We start from the raw sequence: 18217 nt of genomic DNA on the forward strand, positions 1-18217 counted from the left end.
AGGAATGAACATGAATATTGACGAATTGAAATCCCATGCGCTGGCTGCTCGCCGGGATATTGTTACCATGATTTATGAATCAGGCATTGGCCATCCTGGCGGTGCATTGTCCATCATCGACATTCTGACCTGGATTTACGATCAAGAGGTGGACTTCTCCTGCGCCCCTCGCGCTCGCGTGGTCATGAGCAAAGGTCATGCGGTTGCTGCTCAGTACGCCATGCTGCATCAAAAAGGCAAAATTGAGCGCAGCGAATTTAATACTTTTCGACAAATTAACTCACGTTTACAGGGGCACCCTAGCATCAAATCTCTGCCCGAAGTCGATGCAACAACCGGCCTGCTGGGCCAGGGATTATCCATTGCCTTTGGTATGGCGGCGGCCAAAAAACAGCGGGGGGAATCACAGCGCGTTTTCGCCATCATTGGCGATGGCGAAATGCACGAAGGACAAATCTGGGAAACGCTACAACAAGCAGGCCATATGAAGATGGATAACCTGGTGGCGATTATCGACTACAACGGTTTTTCCTCCCACGACCCCGTTAATCAGGTGGTGAATCTGGAACCTCTGGCCGACAAAGTGCGTCTTTTCGGCTGGCACGTACTCGAACTCCATAACGGTAACGATATGCATCAGGTTGCCGACACGCTGATGCTTTCACGCCATCTGAAAGGAAAACCTGTCGCCATTATTGCGCATACCACCAAAGGCAGTGGCGTTAGCTATATGGAAAATAACGGTGACTGGCATTCAAAAACCCCAACCACCGAACAATATCAGCAGGCTATGGAGGAGTTGCAGTGATGAAAGCCCCACGTGATGAAATTGGTAACGCACTCATTGCCCTGAAAAAAAAGGACTATCCCATTGTCGCCATTGATAGTGATTTAGCCAGCTCCACCCGCACTGACCAGTTCCAGGCCGTCTATCCAGACGCTTTCTTTGAAATGGGTATTGCGGAAGGATCGGCAATGAGCTTTGCCACTGGCCAGGCGTTGGAAGGAAATATTCCGTTCTACGTTAACTTTGCGATATTTGTGACAGGCACCGCCTGGACTCAACTGCGCCAGGCGTGCTACGCCAAAGCTAACATTAAATTAGTTGGTAGCCACCCAGGAATGGATGATGGACCTGACGGCGCATCGCATCATGCGCTGGAAGATCTGGCCCTGACGCGCGTACTGCCGGGGCTCACAATTCTAACGCCTGCCGACGCTGAAGAAGTTGAGGCCGCATTTGAACAGGCAGTAAACATTCCCGGTCCGGTCTATATTCGCGTAGCCCGAGAACCGATGCCCGTGCGCGATAAATCTGCCGTTCCGCGAGTGACCGATATCGCCGCCGTGGAGGACTCAGGCAATGACTTCGCCATTCTCTATGAAGGGACCGTTCTGGAGCAAGCAAGCGCAGGTTATGTGCAGCTGTGCGCCCAGGGAAAACGTGGCAAGCTGATTCACGTCGCCATGCTAAAACCGTTTAACCGCCAGCGCTTTCTGCAACTGATTGCCAGTTGCCCGCAGATCGCAACGATTGAAAATCACACGATCACCGGTGGGCTTGGCGGACAGGTTGCTGAAGTATTGGCGGAGGAAGGATTAACCACGAGATTAATCCGACTGGGGACACAAGACACGTTTACGGAATCAGGCAATAGCCGCCAGTTGAAAGAGAAATACGGTATTTCGGCGACCGCACTCTTTGAAGCCCTCAGATAGTTCGGGTTGGCAGACCGCAATGCGGTCTGCTGCTCTGAAATAAGGAGAACACAATGACATCTGCGCTATTTTCTGCCTGTCAGTTTCGTGAACAATGCCACTCCTGGCAGGAGGCCGTGACGCTGGCTTGCCAGCCTCTGGAAGAACTGGGCGCGATTACGTCCGCCTACGCTCAGGCAATCATCCGTGAAACAGAACAACTGGGTCCGTGGTACATCTTAAGCCCTGAGTTTGCCCTACCGCACGCTCGTCCGGAAGAAGGAGTGATAAGCAGTGAGACACATTTGTCGCTCTTGTGTCTGAAAGAGGCGGTGCCTTTTCCAGGGCATCCAGATGTGCGGTTAATTATTGTCCTGGCGGCTGCCAGCAGCACCCAACATATTGAAATGATTAAAAAACTGGTTTGCTGGCTGGATGAAGGGGAGCATTTACAACAGCTGACGAGTATGACCAGTCAGGCGCAACTCCACTGCACGCTGAAAGCATGCGAATACCTCGCAACTTCCGGCATACCCGCAATGGGAAAATGAGTCACGGTATGCAAACATTTTGCCTTGCATACCGTCTGGCGCGCTTTATACGTGAGCCACCGGAGTCGGCGTATGTCTGGCGCTACGCAACAACATCAGCAGATAAATAAACGATACGCTGGCAATCATAATGAATAACAGATTATCGGAATAATTCTGCATCAGCATTGCGGTGAATGAAGGACCAAGCAGGCTGCCAACGGTATAGCTTAATAACAATGCCTGATTCATGGCGACCAGCTGATGATGTTCAACCTTTTCACAGGCCCAGGCCATCGCCACCGGATAGAGGGTAAAACCTGCCGCACCCAACATAAACAACGCAGGCGCCATCGCCGCCTGATTCAGCATGGCAATACTTCCGACGATAACCACGAAGACCTGGACGCGTAAAACCAGCAGGCGTCCCAGCTTGTCTGCCAGGCGGCCAATCGGCCATTGCCCCAGAATACCGGCGCTAACCAGAACCGCCATCCAGAAACCAATGCTGGCGTTGCTCACCCCTTGATGGTTGAGATACAGCGGCATCAGGCCATACAAAGACCCCAGAACAATCCCGGAAATAATACAGCCGTTAACGCCCAGACGCGCCTGACGCAGCTTCAGCATGGAGGTAATAGGAGTAGACTGCTGTTCATCACCCTGCTGATTGGCAATGCGCGTAAAGAGCAATGGCAAAACACCAGCCAGGATCGTACCCGTCACCCACGGCAGGACGTTCATCAATTCTGTTGATACTTTACTAACCAGTAGCTGGCCTAAAAACGTCCCCACGTAATAGATCATCATATAGGCGGCAAGCAAGCGTCCGCGATTACGCGAAGTCCCGCTGCACATCAGCGCACTTTCCACTACCACCCAAATCATGGCGCAGCCAACACCGGCGATAAAACGCCAGGTCATCCAGCTCCAGAACCCCACCATAACCCCCAGGCCGATACAGCCCGCGGCAAAAATAAGCGAGGCAATGTAATAGCTGCGATTAAAACCAAGGTGTTTTATTAAATACCCGGTCAGCAACGTCCCTACCAGATTGCCGGTAAAGTAGGAAGAACTCACCACACCTACCTGCCAGGTTGGCAGATTTTCATGGGCGAGCCAAAGCGGGACGAGCGTGTTTAACACGGCGATCGCCAGGGTCAGCAGAAGCAGCCCGCACAGCAACAGCATGACGGGACGGGTATAGATGGACATGAATAAAAACCGTGAGGAAGTTCAAATTTCATGCGCATCATGCCACTGCCAAAAACATTGTCAATCGGCGCAATCAAAGGGCTGAGGCGCTTTCCGGACGATCGATTTGCATTACTGATTCTTAATGTGAATAGATAAAAAACACAAAAACACATCTGCTTGTTTTTATTGATCTAAAACAAAAATCTCGCGTTGCGTTCAGTCGAAAAATTTCATGGACTCCCCTTACTTTTATTTCTTACTAAACTCTATGCGGGATGCAGATCTGCATTGTCTTCAAAATAGAACAGTGAGTTCTTATTTAGGTATCTAATCCATATATCGTTCTTTCTGTAGACTTAAACTCATCAAATTTCCCCCACTGATGCTGAACAGGAGAAATATCATGACTAAACCTTACGTAAGACTTGATAAAGATAATGCGGCAGTACTGCTGGTCGACCATCAGGCTGGCCTGCTCTCTCTGGTTCGGGATATCGATCCCGATAAATTTAAAAACAACGTGCTTGCCCTCGGCGACTTAGCAAAATACTTCAAACTCCCAACCATTCTGACAACCAGTTTTGAGACAGGACCAAACGGGCCACTGGTACCGGAACTGAAAGCTCAATTTCCCGATGCGCCTTATATTGCTCGCCCCGGAAACATTAACGCGTGGGATAACGAAGATTTCGTGAAAGCAGTGAAAGCGACCGGTAAAAAACAGCTGATTATTGCCGGTGTCGTGACGGAAGTTTGCGTAGCTTTCCCTGCGCTCTCGGCTATTGAAGAAGGTTTTGATGTCTTTGTCGTAACCGATGCGTCGGGTACGTTTAATGAAATTACTCGCCATTCAGCATGGGATCGGATGTCCCAGGCCGGTGCTCAACTGATGACGTGGTTTGGTGTCGCATGTGAGTTGCATCGCGACTGGCGCAACGATATCGAAGGTCTGGCGACGCTGTTCTCTAATCACATTCCTGATTATCGCAATCTGATGACCAGCTACGACACGTTAACTAAACAGAAGTAAAAAACCGGGGCTATGCCCCGGTTTGTCATTTAGCTGGCAACCGCCATACCGACGGTCATATGCAGCCCGTAGAACACGCCACGACCAATCAACTCGCCGACTAACAGCAGAATAAACGCGACGGAAAGCAGCGGAACTGCAGGCTGGTAGCCTTTCACTTGCGGTACAATCCAGCAGCACAACGCTACTGCCAGAGCGACAATCCGCCACGCCATCAGCGAGCCGTAATCCGGAACCAGCGCAGACGCCTGTTGAATGGAACTGTGGATCGTCGCCAGTTCAGCCCCCTGCATTACAGACATGATGGCGCTCACGACCAGAGCAAGCACTGAAATAGCCGGCAACAGGCGCATCGCCCAACCGTCCACGCCAGCAATTCTCAGCAACAGATATCCCAGCAGCGGACCGCCCATAAACATCGTCAGGAAGAAGCCCAGCGGCGTCCAGATGCTGTACCAGGTCGGCACAGTATCGATGGTGTTATACACTCGCACCATCATCCAGACAAAAATCACGCCCAGAACCATGGTGACAACTAACCACAGATTGCGTAATACAGGCGACATTTTTTTCAACGTTGCCAGGAGCCAGCCGATGCCGCCAACGGCAAAGAAGATTGAGCCGCTGGCAATTTCATTACTCAACGCAGAAGACCCTACACGATTGAGTGAGTTAAAGGCGCGCATCGGTGAGCCCAGGTGGAGCATGGAAGCAATAAAGCCAATGCCCATTAATACCCACAGCCCGAACATGCAGGCAATCACGCGCTGCTGCGATTCAGGGCGTAAGTCCCCTTTCATCAACGCCAGCGCCAGAACGATAAAGCCACCAACTACACACTGTCCGAAGACAGTGAAGATCATCAGCGGCCATTCATGCCATCCACTTCCCATCTTACACCTCCTTCGGATTGGCCAGATAACCTGTAGTATCCCCGGTCGGGCGGCTATTGGCGTTAGGTTTGATGACAATACTTGGTTTGGTAAAGTGCGCGCCCGGCAGTGGCGCTACCGCAGCCAAAGTACCGTGTTTTTTGCGCAGCTCTTCAATCGGACCAAAATCCAGCGCACGCAGTGGGCAGGACTCCACGCAGATAGGTTTCTTGCCTTCAGCGACGCGCTCATGGCAGCCATCACATTTAGTCATATGCCCTTTTTCGGCATTGTACTGCGGCGCGCCGTAAGGACAGGCCATGTGGCAATACCGGCAGCCAATGCAAACATCTTCGTCGACAACGACAAAACCATCTTCACGTTTGTGCATCGCACCACTCGGACAAACCTTGGTACAGGCCGGATCTTCACAGTGGTTACACGCAATGGAGAGGTAATAAGCAAAGACGTTCTGATGCCAGACGCCGTTGTCCTCCTGCCAGTCGCCGCCTGCGTATTCATAAATGCGGCGGAAGCTGACTTCCGGGGTTAAATTTTTGAAATCTTTGCAGGCCAGTTCGCAGGTTTTGCAACCGGTGCAACGGCTGGAATCAATAAAAAATCCATACTGGGTTGTCATCGGTTACTCCTTACGCCTTTTCAACCTGGACAAGGTTCGTGTGTGACGGATTCCCCTTTGCGAGAGGAGACGGACGCTGGGTCGTCAGGACGTTAATGCAACCGCCCTGATCCACGCGTTTTGCATCCGGGTCATACCAGGCCCCTTCGCCCAATGCCACCACGCCGGGCATCATACGTGGCGTCACTTTCGCCTCGATATGCACTTCACCACGATCGTTAAAGATACGTACCTTGTCGCCGTTGTTAATACCGCGTCGCTGCGCATCCATCGGGTTGATCCACATTTCCTGGCGGCAGGATGCTTTCAGGACGTCCACGTTGCCATAGGTCGAGTGAACGCGAGACTTATAGTGGAAGCCGGTCAGCTGCAAAGGGAATTTCTCCACCAGCGGATCGTTTAAGCTTTCAAAGCCTGGGGTATAAATCGGTAGCGGATCGATTACATCACCTTCCGGCAGTTCCCAGGTTGCCGCGATCTCGGCAAGCTGCTGCGAATAAATTTCGATCTTACCTGACGGCGTGGTCAGCGGATTGGCTTTAGGATCCTCACGGAATGCCTTGTACGCCACATGATGTCCTTGCGGATCGCGCTGTTTAAAGATCCCTTGCTGACGGAATTCTTCAAACGTAGGCAGTTCAGGAATCGCTTTGCGCGACTGCTCATACAGATGGCGCATCCACTCTTCCTGAGTACGACCTTCTGTAAACTGCTGCTCAACGCCAAGGCGCTTCGCCAGCTCGCTGGTCATCTGGTAGATAGTCTTGCATTCGAAGCGTGGTTTGATCGCCTGATCGGTGAAAATCACATAGGACATGTTCCCGCATGAGGCATCCAACGCGAAATCCATCTGCTCAGAGGCGGTGCAGTCCGGCAGCAAAATGTCCGCGTATTTCGCCGAGGAAGTCATATGACAGTCGATGACGACGATCATCTCGCACTTCTTCTCGTCCTGGAGGATTTCATGCGTGCGATTAATATCAGAGTGTTGGTTAATCAGACAGTTACCGGCATAGTTCCAGATCATCTTAATAGGAACATCGAGCTTGTCTTTGCCGCGTACGCCGTCACGCAGGGCCGTCATCTCCGGGCCTCGCTCAATCGCGTCCGTCCACATGAACATCGAGATGCTGGTTTCAACAGGGTTTTCCAGCGTTGGCATACGCTCGAACGGCAAACTGTATGAGCCCTCACGCGCCCCGCTGTTGCCGCCGTTGATCCCAACGTTACCGGTCAGGATAGCGAGCATAGAAATGGCGCGGGTCGCTATTTCACCGTTAGCATGACGCTGCGGCCCCCACCCCTGGCTGATGTATGCCGGTTTAGCGCTACCTATTTCACGCGCCAGTTTGACGATACGTTCAGCGGGAATACCGGTAATCTGCGCCGCCCACTCCGGGGTCTTGGCAATGCCATCCTTACCCTGCCCAAGAATATACGCCTTATAGTGACCGTTCTTCGGCGCGTCGGCCGGTAAGGTTTTCTCGTCGTAACCCACGCAGTATTTGTCGAGGAACGGTTGGTCAACCATATTTTCGGTGATCAGGACATACGCCAGACCATTGACCAGCGCCGCATCAGTACCAGGACGGATCGGGATCCATTCATCTTCACGCCCCGCACCGGTATCCGTATAACGGGGATCGATAATGATCATGCGGGCATTGGATTTCTGTCGCGCCTGTTCAAGGTAATAGGTTACCCCACCCCCGCTCATACGGGTTTCACCAGGGTTATTACCGAACAGAACCACCAGCTTGCTGTTTTCAATGTCGGACGGGCTGTTACCGTCAGCCCAGCCGCCGTAGGTATAGTTCAACCCGGCAGCGATTTGCGCTGAAGAGTAGTCACCGTAGTGATTAAGATAGCCGCCGCAGCAGTTCATCAACCGTGCCACCAGCGTTTTACCCGGCGGCCACGAGCGCGTCATAGTGCCACCCAGCGTACCGGTACCGTAGTTCAGGTAGATAGACTCATTGCCGTAGTCTTTGATAAGACGCTGCATATTGCTGGCAATGATGTCGTAGGCTTCATCCCAACTGATGCGCTCAAATTTTCCTTCGCCACGCTTACCAACGCGTTTCATCGGGTATTTCAGACGATCGGGATTATAGACTCGGCGACGCATGGAACGACCACGCAGACAGGCGCGTACCTGGTGCAGACCGTCATAGTTGTCATCGCCGGTGTTGTCGGTTTCGACATACTTTATTTCACCGTCGACCACATGCATACGCAGCGGGCACCGGCTGCCGCAGTTCACCGTACACGCGCTCCAGATCACTTTCTCATTAATCGGCGTCGGATTAAGGGCTTCTGCAGCATTTGCAATACGGGTAAATGGCAGGGTAAACGCGCTACTGGCCACCGCCAGTCCGCCTATCGCCGTCGTTTTCACCAAACCGCGGCGAGTAACCTCAGCTGCCAGCACGGCATCGGGGATCTTAGTTTTCATAGTGGCTCACTCTGCTGCTCACAATAAACAAAATACAAATATTCGATGTATAGTTTTTTATATAACGTTAGTATCGATATACGGGCTGGTAGAAACTGAATTTGCTAAAAGACAGAGAAAAATACTGACTTTCATTCGAAGTCAGTATTACCCCTATGGGAGTAGTCGTTATTGTCCGACGTCAAACGGGCATAAAAAAAGCGCCCTGAGGCGCTTTTTTAGCAGAGAAAGGTAGCTTAGCCGATGAATTCCAGGCCATTCATGTACGGACGTAATACTTCCGGAACCTGAATGCGGCCATCAGCCTGCTGATAGTTTTCCATTACCGCAACAAGCGTACGCCCAACCGCCAGACCGGAACCGTTCAGAGTATGCACTAAACGAGTCTTTTTGTCGGATTTGCTGCGGCAACGCGCCTGCATACGACGAGCCTGGAAATCCCACACGTTGGAGCAAGAGGAGATTTCGCGATAGGTGTTCTGCGCCGGGATCCACACTTCCAGATCGTAAGTTTTGCATGCGCCGAAGCCCATGTCGCCAGTGCACAGGATGATTTTGCGATACGGCAGACCCAGCAGTTGCAGGACCTTCTCGGCATGGCCGGTCATCTCTTCCAGCGCGTCCATCGAATCTTCCGGGCGAACAATCTGCACCATCTCAACTTTATCGAACTGGTGCATACGGATCAGACCACGCGTGTCACGACCGTAAGAACCTGCTTCAGAACGGAAGCACGGCGTATGCGCAGTCATTTTGATCGGCAGCGCATCTTCATCGATGATTTCGTCGCGCACCAGGTTGGTCAGCGGAACTTCTGCCGTTGGGATCAGCGCATAGTTGCTGCTATCAGCTTCTTCATCCAGCGGACGGGTATGGAATAGATCGCCAGCGAATTTCGGCAGTTGGCCTGTACCGTACAGCGTGTCATGGTTAACCAGATACGGGACGTAGTTTTCGCTATAGCCATGCTGTTCAGTATGCAGATCCAGCATGAACTGAGACAGCGCACGGTGCATACGCGCAATCTGCCCTTTCATGACCACGAAACGAGAGCCGGTCAGCTTAACCGCAGCGGCGAAATCAAGACCCGTGTGCATTTCACCCAGGGTAACGTGATCGCGCACTTCGAAATCAAACTCACGCGGAGTACCCCAGCGGCTGACTTCGACGTTGTCATTTTCATCTTTACCCACCGGAACGTCGTCCGCTGGCAGGTTAGGAATAGTCAGCGCAATGTCGCGGATCTCGGCCTGTAAGGTATCAAGTTCAGCTTTCGCGGCATCCAGCTCTTCGCCCAGTTTGTTCACCTCCAGACGTAAAGACTCGATATCTTCCCCGCGCGCTTTTGCCTGGCCGATGGATTTCGATCGCGAGTTACGCTCTGCCTGCAGGTTTTCAGTTTGTACCTGCAGAACTTTACGACGCTCTTCAAGAGCGCGCAGCTTATCTACATCCAGCTTAAAGCCCCGGCTTGCCAGTTTTTCTGCGACTGCGTCTGGCTCATTACGCAGCAGATTGGGATCGAGCATGCTTATCCTGTGCTTATCGAATTAAAATAGGAGAAAGTGACCACAGCCTGCGGTCACAGGGATACAGAGACAACATTACCGCAACGATAACACTAACGGTAGCGTTTTATAGGGCTATTTTGATCCTGTCCGGCGAGCCAGGCGAGCTTTTCGCCAATCTTGCCTTCAAGACCTCTGTTTGTGGGGCGATAATAGCGCGTTTGTGCCATTTCCTGCGGGAAGTACTCTTCTCCGGCGGCATAGGCATTAGGCTCATCATGGGCATAACGATACTCCTGACCGTAGCCCATCTCTTTCATCAGCTTAGTCGGCGCATTGCGCAGGTGAACCGGCACGTCGTAATCCGGACGTTCGCGGGCATCAGACAACGCGGCTTTAAAGGCGGTGTAAACCGCATTACTCTTCGGCGCACAGGCTAGATAAACAATCGCCTGAGCAATCGCGCGTTCGCCTTCCGCGGGTCCCACGCGGGTAAAACAGTCCCATGCGGAAATCGCCACCTGCATGGCGCGGGGATCGGCATTGCCGACATCTTCTGAGGCAATCGCCAGACAGCGACGGGCAACATACAGCGGATCGCCACCAGCGGTAATAATTCGCGCATACCAATAAAGCGCCGCATCTGGGGCGCTTCCACGTACCGACTTGTGTAATGCGGAGATGAGATCGTAAAAACGATCGCCTTTATTATCGAAACGCGCACTACGTTCACCGGCAATTTCGGTGAGCAATTCTGGTTTCAATACGCGCTTGCCGGAATCATCAACTTCGGCCATATCGGCCATCATTTCCAGCGTATTCAGCGCCCGCCGCGCGTCACCATTAACCAGTTCGGCAATAGCCCGACGCGTTTCTGGCGGCAGAACAATATCCTGGCCGCCATAACCACGCGCTTTGTCTGACATCGCCTGGTCCAGCACCTGTTCAATGTCGTCGGAAGTTAACGATTTCAGTAGATAAACGCGTGCACGCGACAACAGCGCCGAATTGAGCTCAAACGAGGGGTTTTCAGTGGTGGCGCCAATAAACGTAATGGTACCGTCTTCAATATGCGGTAAAAACGCATCCTGTTGGCTTTTATTAAAACGGTGAACTTCGTCCACGAACAGGATCGTGCGTCGACCCGCGTTACGGTTCTGACGCGCACGCTCAATCGCTTCACGAATTTCTTTAACGCCAGACGTAACTGCCGAAATTCGTTCGACATCGGCGTTGGCGTAACGGGCAATAACTTCGGCAAGCGTCGTTTTCCCGGTCCCCGGCGGTCCCCATAAAATCATGGAGTGCAGATGCCCGGCCTCGATAGCGCGCGGCAAGGGTTTGCCCGCAGCCAGCAGATGCTGCTGGCCGATATACTGCGCTAAATTTTCTGGCCGCATACGCGCGGCCAGCGGCTGAAAAGTATTATCAGAAAAGTCGAGCGACAGATTGCTCACTCACACGCCTCTACTTACGTTGATCGTCAACCGTTACACCTTGCGGCGGGGTAAAGGTGAATTTAGAGGGTTCAATCGCACCATTCTGCTGAGATTTCAGCTGATAGCTGCTGCGCTGATCGTCTTGTTCAACGGCGCTGAACTGGTGGATCGTCCCGTCACGCCCAACATTGATAGTAAACTGTTTAAGGTTACCGCTGCTGGTTTTTGGCGTCAGCACGAAATCATCGCCATTTTGCTTAATATTGTACTGCTGCCAGTCGCTGGCCTGGTTACGTGCAATCAGCATGAACGGCGTGTTGCCCGTGGCGTCTTTCAGCCATGTCGCCGTCGCCTGCTCAACAAACGGGTTAAAGAACCACAGCGTTTTACCATCGGAAACCAGGATGCTCTCGTCAGGCTGCGTCATATGCCAGTTAAACAGATTAGGACGTTTAACCCATAAGTCACCCTGACCTTCCTGCACCGCCGCACCGCTACCGTCCGTGACCTTCTGAGTAAAGCTGGCATGGAAGCTACTGACTTTATCCAGGCGGCTTTTCAGGTCGCTGGCAGCATCTGCCCAGACGCTGCTCACCACAAAGCTCGACAATAATGCACAGGTGATTGCGATTCTTTTCATTGTTATTCCTCAAAATACGTCACTCCCAACGGGGAGATCCCTCTGCTATCCATTTCAGGCCAAAAATCAGCATGAGGAAAGTAGAAAATACTGAATTACTTAACTTTGCAATCATTCGAAGGGCGGTGGAGCCAGCACTTCACGATTACCATTATGCCCTTGCTCGCTGACAATTCCCTGCGCTTCCATCTGTTCGATGATGCGCGCCGCTCGGTTGTAACCGATACGGAACTGACGCTGGACGCCGGAGATTGAGGCTTTGCGTTTCTGGGTAACAAAGTTTACCGCCTGATCGAACAGCGGATCCAACTCTTCGCCACCATCAAAGCCGCCACCGCCGCCTTCGCTTTCGCTGTCAGACGTTATGCCGTCAACGTATTGTGGACGACCGCGCGCTTTCCAGTCCTGAACCACAGCGTGAACTTCTTCATCACGTACAAAGGCGCCGTGTACACGCACTGGGATCGTTGAGTTTGGTGCGGAATACAGCATGTCACCCATACCCAACAGCGATTCCGCGCCGCCCTGGTCAAGGATGGTACGCGAGTCAATTTTACTGGACACAGTAAAGGCGATACGCGTTGGGATGTTCGCTTTAATCAGACCAGTGATAACGTCAACCGACGGTCGCTGGGTCGCCAGCACCAGGTGGATCCCCGCCGCACGCGCTTTTTGCGCCAGACGAGCAATCAGTTCTTCCACCTTTTTACCCACGGTCATCATCAGGTCGGCGAATTCATCCACCAGCACAACGATATACGGCAGTTTTTCCAGCACCGGATGCTGAACATCCATACTGTCGCCCGGCTTCCAGTACGGGTCCGGAATCGGACGCCCCATACGGGCGGCTTCAGCAATTTTTTCGTTATAACCGGCAAGGTTACGCACACCAAGCGCCGACATCAGCTTGTAGCGACGTTCCATTTCATTGACGCTCCAGCGCAGGGCGTTGGCGGCATCTTTCATGTCGGTCACAACTTCAGTCAGCAAATGCGGAATGCCTTCATAAACCGACAGTTCCAGCATTTTCGGGTCAATCATGATAAAGCGAACGTCTTCCGGCTGCGCCTTGTATAACATGCTGAGGATCATGGCGTTCACCCCAACCGACTTACCGGAACCGGTTGTCCCTGCCACCAGCAGGTGCGGCATTTTCGCCAGATCGGCAACCACCGGTTCGCCCGCAATATCTTTACCCAGTACCACGGTCAGCGGAGATGAGTTATCACGGAATTTGGCGTTATCCAACACTTCGCGCAGATAAACGGTTTGACGTTTTTTGTTGGGTAACTCCAGCCCGACATACGGTTTGCCCGGAATTACCTCGACCACGCGTACCGCTGCGGTCGACAATGAACGCGCCAGATCTCGCGACAGGTTGGAAATACGCGCCGCTTTAACCCCTGGAGCAAGATTAAGCTCAAAGCGAGTAATAACCGGACCAGGTGAGTAGTTCACTACATCGGCTTTAATGCGGAAGTCCGCCAGACGAGCCTCCACCAGACGAGCCATTTGCTCCAGAGCGAAAGTATCTATCGGCTCAACCTCACTCGGCGGCGGCGTGAGCAGATCCAACGATGGCAGCGGCGTACTTGGACGGTGCGCCGGACGACTGTCGCCATTACGCATCAGGAGCGGATGGATCAGACTATCCTGCGGCGATGGTGTAACAGGCTGCGCCGGCTGCTGGTAATGCTGCTGTGGTGCGACTGGCTGCGCTGGCTGCTGATAATGCTGCTGCGGTGCGACTGGCTGCGCTGGCTGCTGGTAATGCTGTTGTGGTGCGACAGGCTGCGCCGGCTGCTGAAAATGCTGCTGTGGTGCGACAGGCTGCGCTGGCTGCTGGTAATGCTGCTGCGGTGCGACAGGCTGCTGGTACTGCGGCGCAGGCTCCGGCATTACGCCTGGAGTAAATAGCGGCTCATGCGGACCATCATCCACCAGCGTTTTCATTGGCGAAAATTCAAAGTCATCAAGCGAGAACGGATTCGCCCCGGCAGGCTGTTCACCGGAATAGCGCTGCTGCTGGGAAGAGGCAAACTGGCGTGCCAGTTCTGCTTCTGCGGCTGAATCATCATCAGTCTGACTGGCATCATCCTGATACTCGTCGCCGTAGCGGTGCTGCTGCGACTGGGCGAACTGACGCGCCAGCTCATCTTGCTGCATTGCGTCAATTTCTTCGTCACTGTACGCATCTGTATCAAGATGCTCTTCGCGCGCTTTCTCTTCAGCCATACGTTGTGACGGCAGTTTTATGCCATACGACGCCAGCTCCCGACGAGTAGGTACGCGCACACGATTCGGACGCGGTAACTGCGGACCAATCCCCTCTTTCACCTGTGGACGCGGTGCACCGCTACCCGCAAGACTAAAGACAGGTGTTGCGGCAGCCGCACCCGCCCCTAAAGCGGCGTTTTTCACCCCGGCGGCCAGCGGCGCAACGGCAGCCACTGACTCAACGGGCGGTATGGATGCTGCCGTCGGCATAGACGGCTTAACACGTTCAGGCTCCTGAGCAGGCTCTGGAATCGGCTGATACCAGGCGGCCAGTTGCTCGCGCTCACGTGCACGTTTCTCTTCAACTTCTTCAAAATAGTAGAGTGGCGGACGAGTCGGTTTAACCTCTTCAACTACCGGCTCAGGTTCCACTACAGGCGGTTGTTCAACCGCAGGCTGCTGGAACGCGGCGTTTTGTTGAAAGGTTGATTCCGGCTGATAAACAGGCGGCTGCACGGGATCCGGCTGATATGCAGGTTCCGGCTGCCAGTTGTGCTCCGCGGTAAATTCCTGCGGCTGCGGACTTTCTTCCACAGCCGGCTGCTGCCATGGTTCATACTGCTGCTGCACCGGTGGCTGTGCGTAGTGAGCTGGCTGAGGATAACCCTCAGGCGCTGGCGCAATCACCGCATCACCGGTTTGCGGACCAGGCACGGCTTGCCAGGCTACGGCTGGGGCCGGTTGTTCTATAACCGTATTGGTCACTGGCGATGTTTGCAGCAGCGGATCAACCGGTGCGCTCCAGGCCTGAGCTGCCGTTGTCGCTGCCGCTGCGGCGGCAACTGGCTCTGTCACCGAATGACCATTCAGCAGTGGGTCAAGTTCGTCATATTCAGGCAGCGTCGCACGATTACCGGAGAACAGCACATCGTTAGGATCGGCAACCACGCCACGAGCGCTGTATTCAATTTCGTCTTCATCATCCATGCGTTTGCCGGAAAACAGCGCGGCATCAGTATGACGGCCAAGCGGGTTGGTAAATTTCTCCGCCAGACGCTTACGGCGCGCTAACGCACCGCGCAGAATACGCGCCCGACGCGATTCATGAGGTTTGCCATCAGCGGTGTCGAAAGACTCATCTTCATCTTCATATTCTTCGTCATCGACCCAGGTATCGTCGCGACGGGTACGGTTGCTGGCAAACGTCAGGATATTGAGTAACCAGCCGCCCAGTTTTTCCGCAATGCTCACCCATGACCAGCCGGTAAACAGCGTTAATCCCGCAGCCCAAATGCACAATAGCGTCAGCGTACCGCCGCTACTGTGCAGTAATGGTTGCAACGTGGTGCTGAGCAGGCTGCCGATCACGCCGCCAGAGGCGAAATACCAGATGTCATCGGCATTGATTGCGGCAAGCCCGCAGGAGGTAAGGATCAGCGCCAGAACGCCAATAATACGCAGCGAAACGGCAAAATAATCGACGTATTCGTCGCTGGCCTGGTGTCGCCATGCAAACCAGCAGCCGCCGACAATGATGACGGGAATGGTGTAGGCCATGACGCCAAAAATAAAGAACAGTGTGTCTGCCAGCCATGCTCCGGGTATCCCCCCCAGATTATGGATAGGTTCGTGCCACGCGGTTTGCGACCAACTGGGATCCGAAGGGTTAAAGCTGAGTAAGGCAGCCATCAACCAGACGGCAAAAAGGGCAATAAGGATCAGTAGCGCTTCCAGGAGTCGGCGCCCGCTGCTTAACTTCGTCAATGTGACGTCTTTGTCTTCAGTGTATTCCTGGCTCAAAAACGGCTCTCCAGGTTTCAGGCTTTTCCTGCCCGATGCTAAAACGGACAACAGCACCGGGTTGCCCCGGCACTGTTGCTGTATGGATTAACAGGAGTGTAATCAAACTGCGTCGATTTTGCACCTGTTCCGTGTTAGCGCGTCTTAATTACCAGACGATTGCTCTGTTTGACTTCTTCCATTACGACATAAGTACGTGTGTCATTCACGCCCGGCAGACGCAGCAGGGTTTCCCCCAACAGCTTACGGTACGCCGACATATCCGGTACGCGTGTTTTCAACAAATAGTCGAAATCACCGGAAACCAAATGACACTCTTGAATTTCTTCAAGTTTTTGTACTGCAGAGTTAAATTGCTCAAACACATCCGGGGCGCCACGATTCAGAGTAATCTCAACAAAAACCAGAAGTGATGCATCCAGATAATGCGGGTTTAACAGCGCTGTATAGCCCTGAATAAAACCCTGTCTTTCCAACCGACGCACACGCTCAAGGCAGGGCGTTGGTGAAAGTCCCACACGTTTAGAAAGCTCGACGTTAGAAATACGCCCATCCTTTTGCAGCTCATTAAGAATGTTACGATCGATACGGTCGAGATCTTTGCCAGGGCGCTTCTTACTATCTACCATTATTATTGTCTCTCTGTATTCCTTCCCTACTCCTGCCTGACTCTACCAACATCACTGTTCAGAGTCGCTACCCATCAAAATAAACCGCAACCCAGAGGGATTTTCGGTTTGTAATGCCTGGGCTTATGGTGAGAAGACCGTTGCCTGTCGGCGGCTATCGACATCACGAATGGCATCTGTCCACACCATGCGTAGATTTCGCTAACACGGTAAACATGGTAACTACATGCATGATTATGCAGCACATACATGACACATTTTTTTTCTTCCTTGACTGTTTTCGCAAAACAGCAGGTGATTGTCAAAGCAAAACATCGATTTTTAGTACAACATGCCAGTTATTCATTCGTAGTGATGGAAAATCGTCATTTTATCACCTTATAACTGACCGATTTTTAGTAGAAATCGTTATAGTATTACGACTTATTCCCCCGCTCATCGGTTTCTGCTATTACACAAATTGTTAACAAAATCGCCATACTCTTTTTTTACGCCTGTAAATTCCCTACAATCCTGCTCATTGCCTGCCAACAACTATGGGGATCTCATGGGCGCAACCAAACACAGTAAACTTCTTATTCTGGGCTCAGGCCCTGCGGGATATACCGCTGCGGTCTACGCTGCACGCGCTAACCTGCAACCGGTACTGATTACCGGTATGGAAAAAGGTGGTCAACTGACCACAACAACAGAAGTGGAAAACTGGCCTGGCGATCCGCACGATCTCACTGGCCCGCTGCTGATGGAGCGTATGCACGAACATGCGACCAAATTTGATACAGAAATCATTTTTGATCACATCAGCAAAGTTGATCTGCAAAACCGCCCTTTCCGTCTGACCGGCGATAGTGGAGAGTACACCTGTGACGCACTGATCATCGCTACCGGCGCTTCAGCACGTTACCTGGGCCTGCCTTCAGAAGAAGCATTCAAAGGCCGCGGCGTTTCCGCCTGCGCGACCTGCGACGGTTTCTTCTACCGTAACCAAAAAGTTGCGGTGATTGGCGGTGGCAACACTGCGGTTGAAGAAGCGCTGTATCTGGCGAATATCGCATCTGAAGTGCATTTGATTCACCGTCGCGACAGTTTCCGCGCAGAGAAAATTCTCATCAAGCGTTTAATGGATAAAGTTGAAAACGGCAACATCGTGCTGCACACCCACCGCACGCTGGAAGAAGTAACCGGCGATCAAATGGGCGTAACCGGGCTGCGCCTGCGTGATACGCAAAACACTGACAATGTGGAGTCACTTGACGTTGCCGGATTGTTTGTCGCTATCGGTCACAGCCCGAATACGGCCATTTTCGACGGTCAGCTTGAACTGGAAAACGGCTACATCAAAGTTCAGTCCGGTATTCACGGTAATGCCACACAAACCAGCATTCCGGGGGTCTTCGCAGCCGGTGACGTAATGGATCATATTTATCGCCAGGCGATCACCTCTGCGGGCACAGGCTGTATGGCCGCGCTCGATGCAGAACGTTATCTCGACGGTCTGGCGGACGCTTGCAAATAAGTTTTACAAATCAGTAACAAAAGTAAAAAAGGCGACTATAAGTCGC

At 52.7% G+C, this 18217-nt stretch carries 14 protein-coding genes; 5 read left to right on the forward strand and 9 right to left on the reverse strand.

The features are described 5' to 3' along the window. The first annotated feature begins 10 nt into the window (after positions 1 to 10). From ABIE10_RS06695 to ABIE10_RS06705, 3 genes are read left to right on the forward strand one after another with little or no spacing between them, the layout of a single operon-like run. The gene (locus ABIE10_RS06695) at positions 11 to 808 is read left to right on the forward strand and encodes a transketolase (RefSeq protein ID WP_016156111.1); all 798 of its coding nucleotides are present in this window, start codon (positions 11 to 13) and stop codon (positions 806 to 808) included. Further along, on the forward strand, positions 808 to 1719 hold the full coding sequence (locus ABIE10_RS06700) for a transketolase family protein (RefSeq protein WP_429155103.1): 912 nt from the start codon (positions 808 to 810) through the stop codon (positions 1717 to 1719). The genes ABIE10_RS06695 and ABIE10_RS06700 overlap by 1 nt, the downstream gene beginning before the upstream one ends. Positions 1720 to 1772: 53 nt before the next feature. Next, positions 1773 to 2249, forward strand: coding sequence for a PTS sugar transporter subunit IIA (locus ABIE10_RS06705; protein ID WP_429155105.1), 477 nt, complete (start codon positions 1773 to 1775; stop codon positions 2247 to 2249). A gap of 45 nt (positions 2250 to 2294) precedes the next feature. Here the strand turns inward: ABIE10_RS06705 and ABIE10_RS06710 are convergent, their stop codons facing one another. After that, the gene (locus ABIE10_RS06710) at positions 2295 to 3443 is read right to left on the reverse strand and encodes an MFS transporter (RefSeq protein ID WP_016152434.1); all 1149 of its coding nucleotides are present in this window, start codon (positions 3441 to 3443) and stop codon (positions 2295 to 2297) included. A 385-nt stretch (positions 3444 to 3828) separates the two neighbouring features. Here ABIE10_RS06710 and ycaC point away from each other — a divergent pair, with 385 nt between their 5' ends. After that, positions 3829 to 4455, forward strand: a complete 627-nt coding sequence (gene ycaC / locus ABIE10_RS06715) for an isochorismate family cysteine hydrolase YcaC (protein WP_016152433.1) — start codon at positions 3829 to 3831, stop codon at positions 4453 to 4455. Positions 4456 to 4484: 29 nt separating this feature from the next. Here the strand turns inward: ycaC and ABIE10_RS06720 are convergent, their stop codons facing one another. The 8 genes from ABIE10_RS06720 to lrp form a co-directional block, all read right to left on the reverse strand. Then, positions 4485 to 5348, reverse strand: a complete 864-nt coding sequence (locus tag ABIE10_RS06720) for a dimethyl sulfoxide reductase anchor subunit family protein (RefSeq protein ID WP_200079542.1) — start codon at positions 5346 to 5348, stop codon at positions 4485 to 4487. A 1-nt stretch (position 5349) separates the two neighbouring features. Further along, positions 5350 to 5967: a DMSO/selenate family reductase complex B subunit gene (locus ABIE10_RS06725; RefSeq protein WP_003035741.1), complete on the reverse strand. Its 618-nt coding sequence runs from the start codon at positions 5965 to 5967 to the stop codon at positions 5350 to 5352. A gap of 10 nt (positions 5968 to 5977) precedes the next feature. Then, complete coding sequence (dmsA, locus tag ABIE10_RS06730) at positions 5978 to 8422, reverse strand: dimethylsulfoxide reductase subunit A (RefSeq protein WP_019076391.1); 2445 nt, start codon at positions 8420 to 8422, stop codon at positions 5978 to 5980. Positions 8423 to 8658: 236 nt separating this feature from the next. Then, the gene (gene serS, locus ABIE10_RS06735; protein WP_003831902.1) at positions 8659 to 9951 is read right to left on the reverse strand and encodes a serine--tRNA ligase; all 1293 of its coding nucleotides are present in this window, start codon (positions 9949 to 9951) and stop codon (positions 8659 to 8661) included. A 92-nt stretch (positions 9952 to 10043) separates the two neighbouring features. After that, complete coding sequence (gene rarA / locus ABIE10_RS06740; protein WP_016152429.1) at positions 10044 to 11387, reverse strand: replication-associated recombination protein RarA; 1344 nt, start codon at positions 11385 to 11387, stop codon at positions 10044 to 10046. 10 nt (positions 11388 to 11397) lie between these two features. Further along, positions 11398 to 12009 carry an outer membrane lipoprotein chaperone LolA gene (lolA, locus tag ABIE10_RS06745; RefSeq protein ID WP_003831898.1) on the reverse strand — a complete coding sequence of 204 codons (612 nt, stop codon included), beginning with the start codon at positions 12007 to 12009 and terminating at the stop codon, positions 11398 to 11400. Between the two features lie 111 nt (positions 12010 to 12120). Then, positions 12121 to 16026: a DNA translocase FtsK gene (ftsK, locus tag ABIE10_RS06750; RefSeq protein ID WP_429155111.1), complete on the reverse strand. Its 3906-nt coding sequence runs from the start codon at positions 16024 to 16026 to the stop codon at positions 12121 to 12123. A gap of 134 nt (positions 16027 to 16160) precedes the next feature. Beyond that, on the reverse strand, positions 16161 to 16655 hold the full coding sequence (lrp, locus tag ABIE10_RS06755; RefSeq protein ID WP_002439523.1) for a leucine-responsive transcriptional regulator Lrp: 495 nt from the start codon (positions 16653 to 16655) through the stop codon (positions 16161 to 16163). A gap of 547 nt (positions 16656 to 17202) precedes the next feature. On the opposite strand from lrp, the gene trxB reads away from it, so the two are divergent. Beyond that, positions 17203 to 18171, forward strand: a complete 969-nt coding sequence (gene trxB / locus ABIE10_RS06760; protein ID WP_016152427.1) for a thioredoxin-disulfide reductase — start codon at positions 17203 to 17205, stop codon at positions 18169 to 18171. Positions 18172 to 18217: the final 46 nt, after the last annotated feature.

Origin of the sequence: Citrobacter sp. 506 (assembly GCF_050434985.1) — a bacterium.
In the GTDB taxonomy this organism is placed as follows: Bacteria; Pseudomonadota; Gammaproteobacteria; order Enterobacterales; family Enterobacteriaceae; genus Citrobacter; species Citrobacter braakii.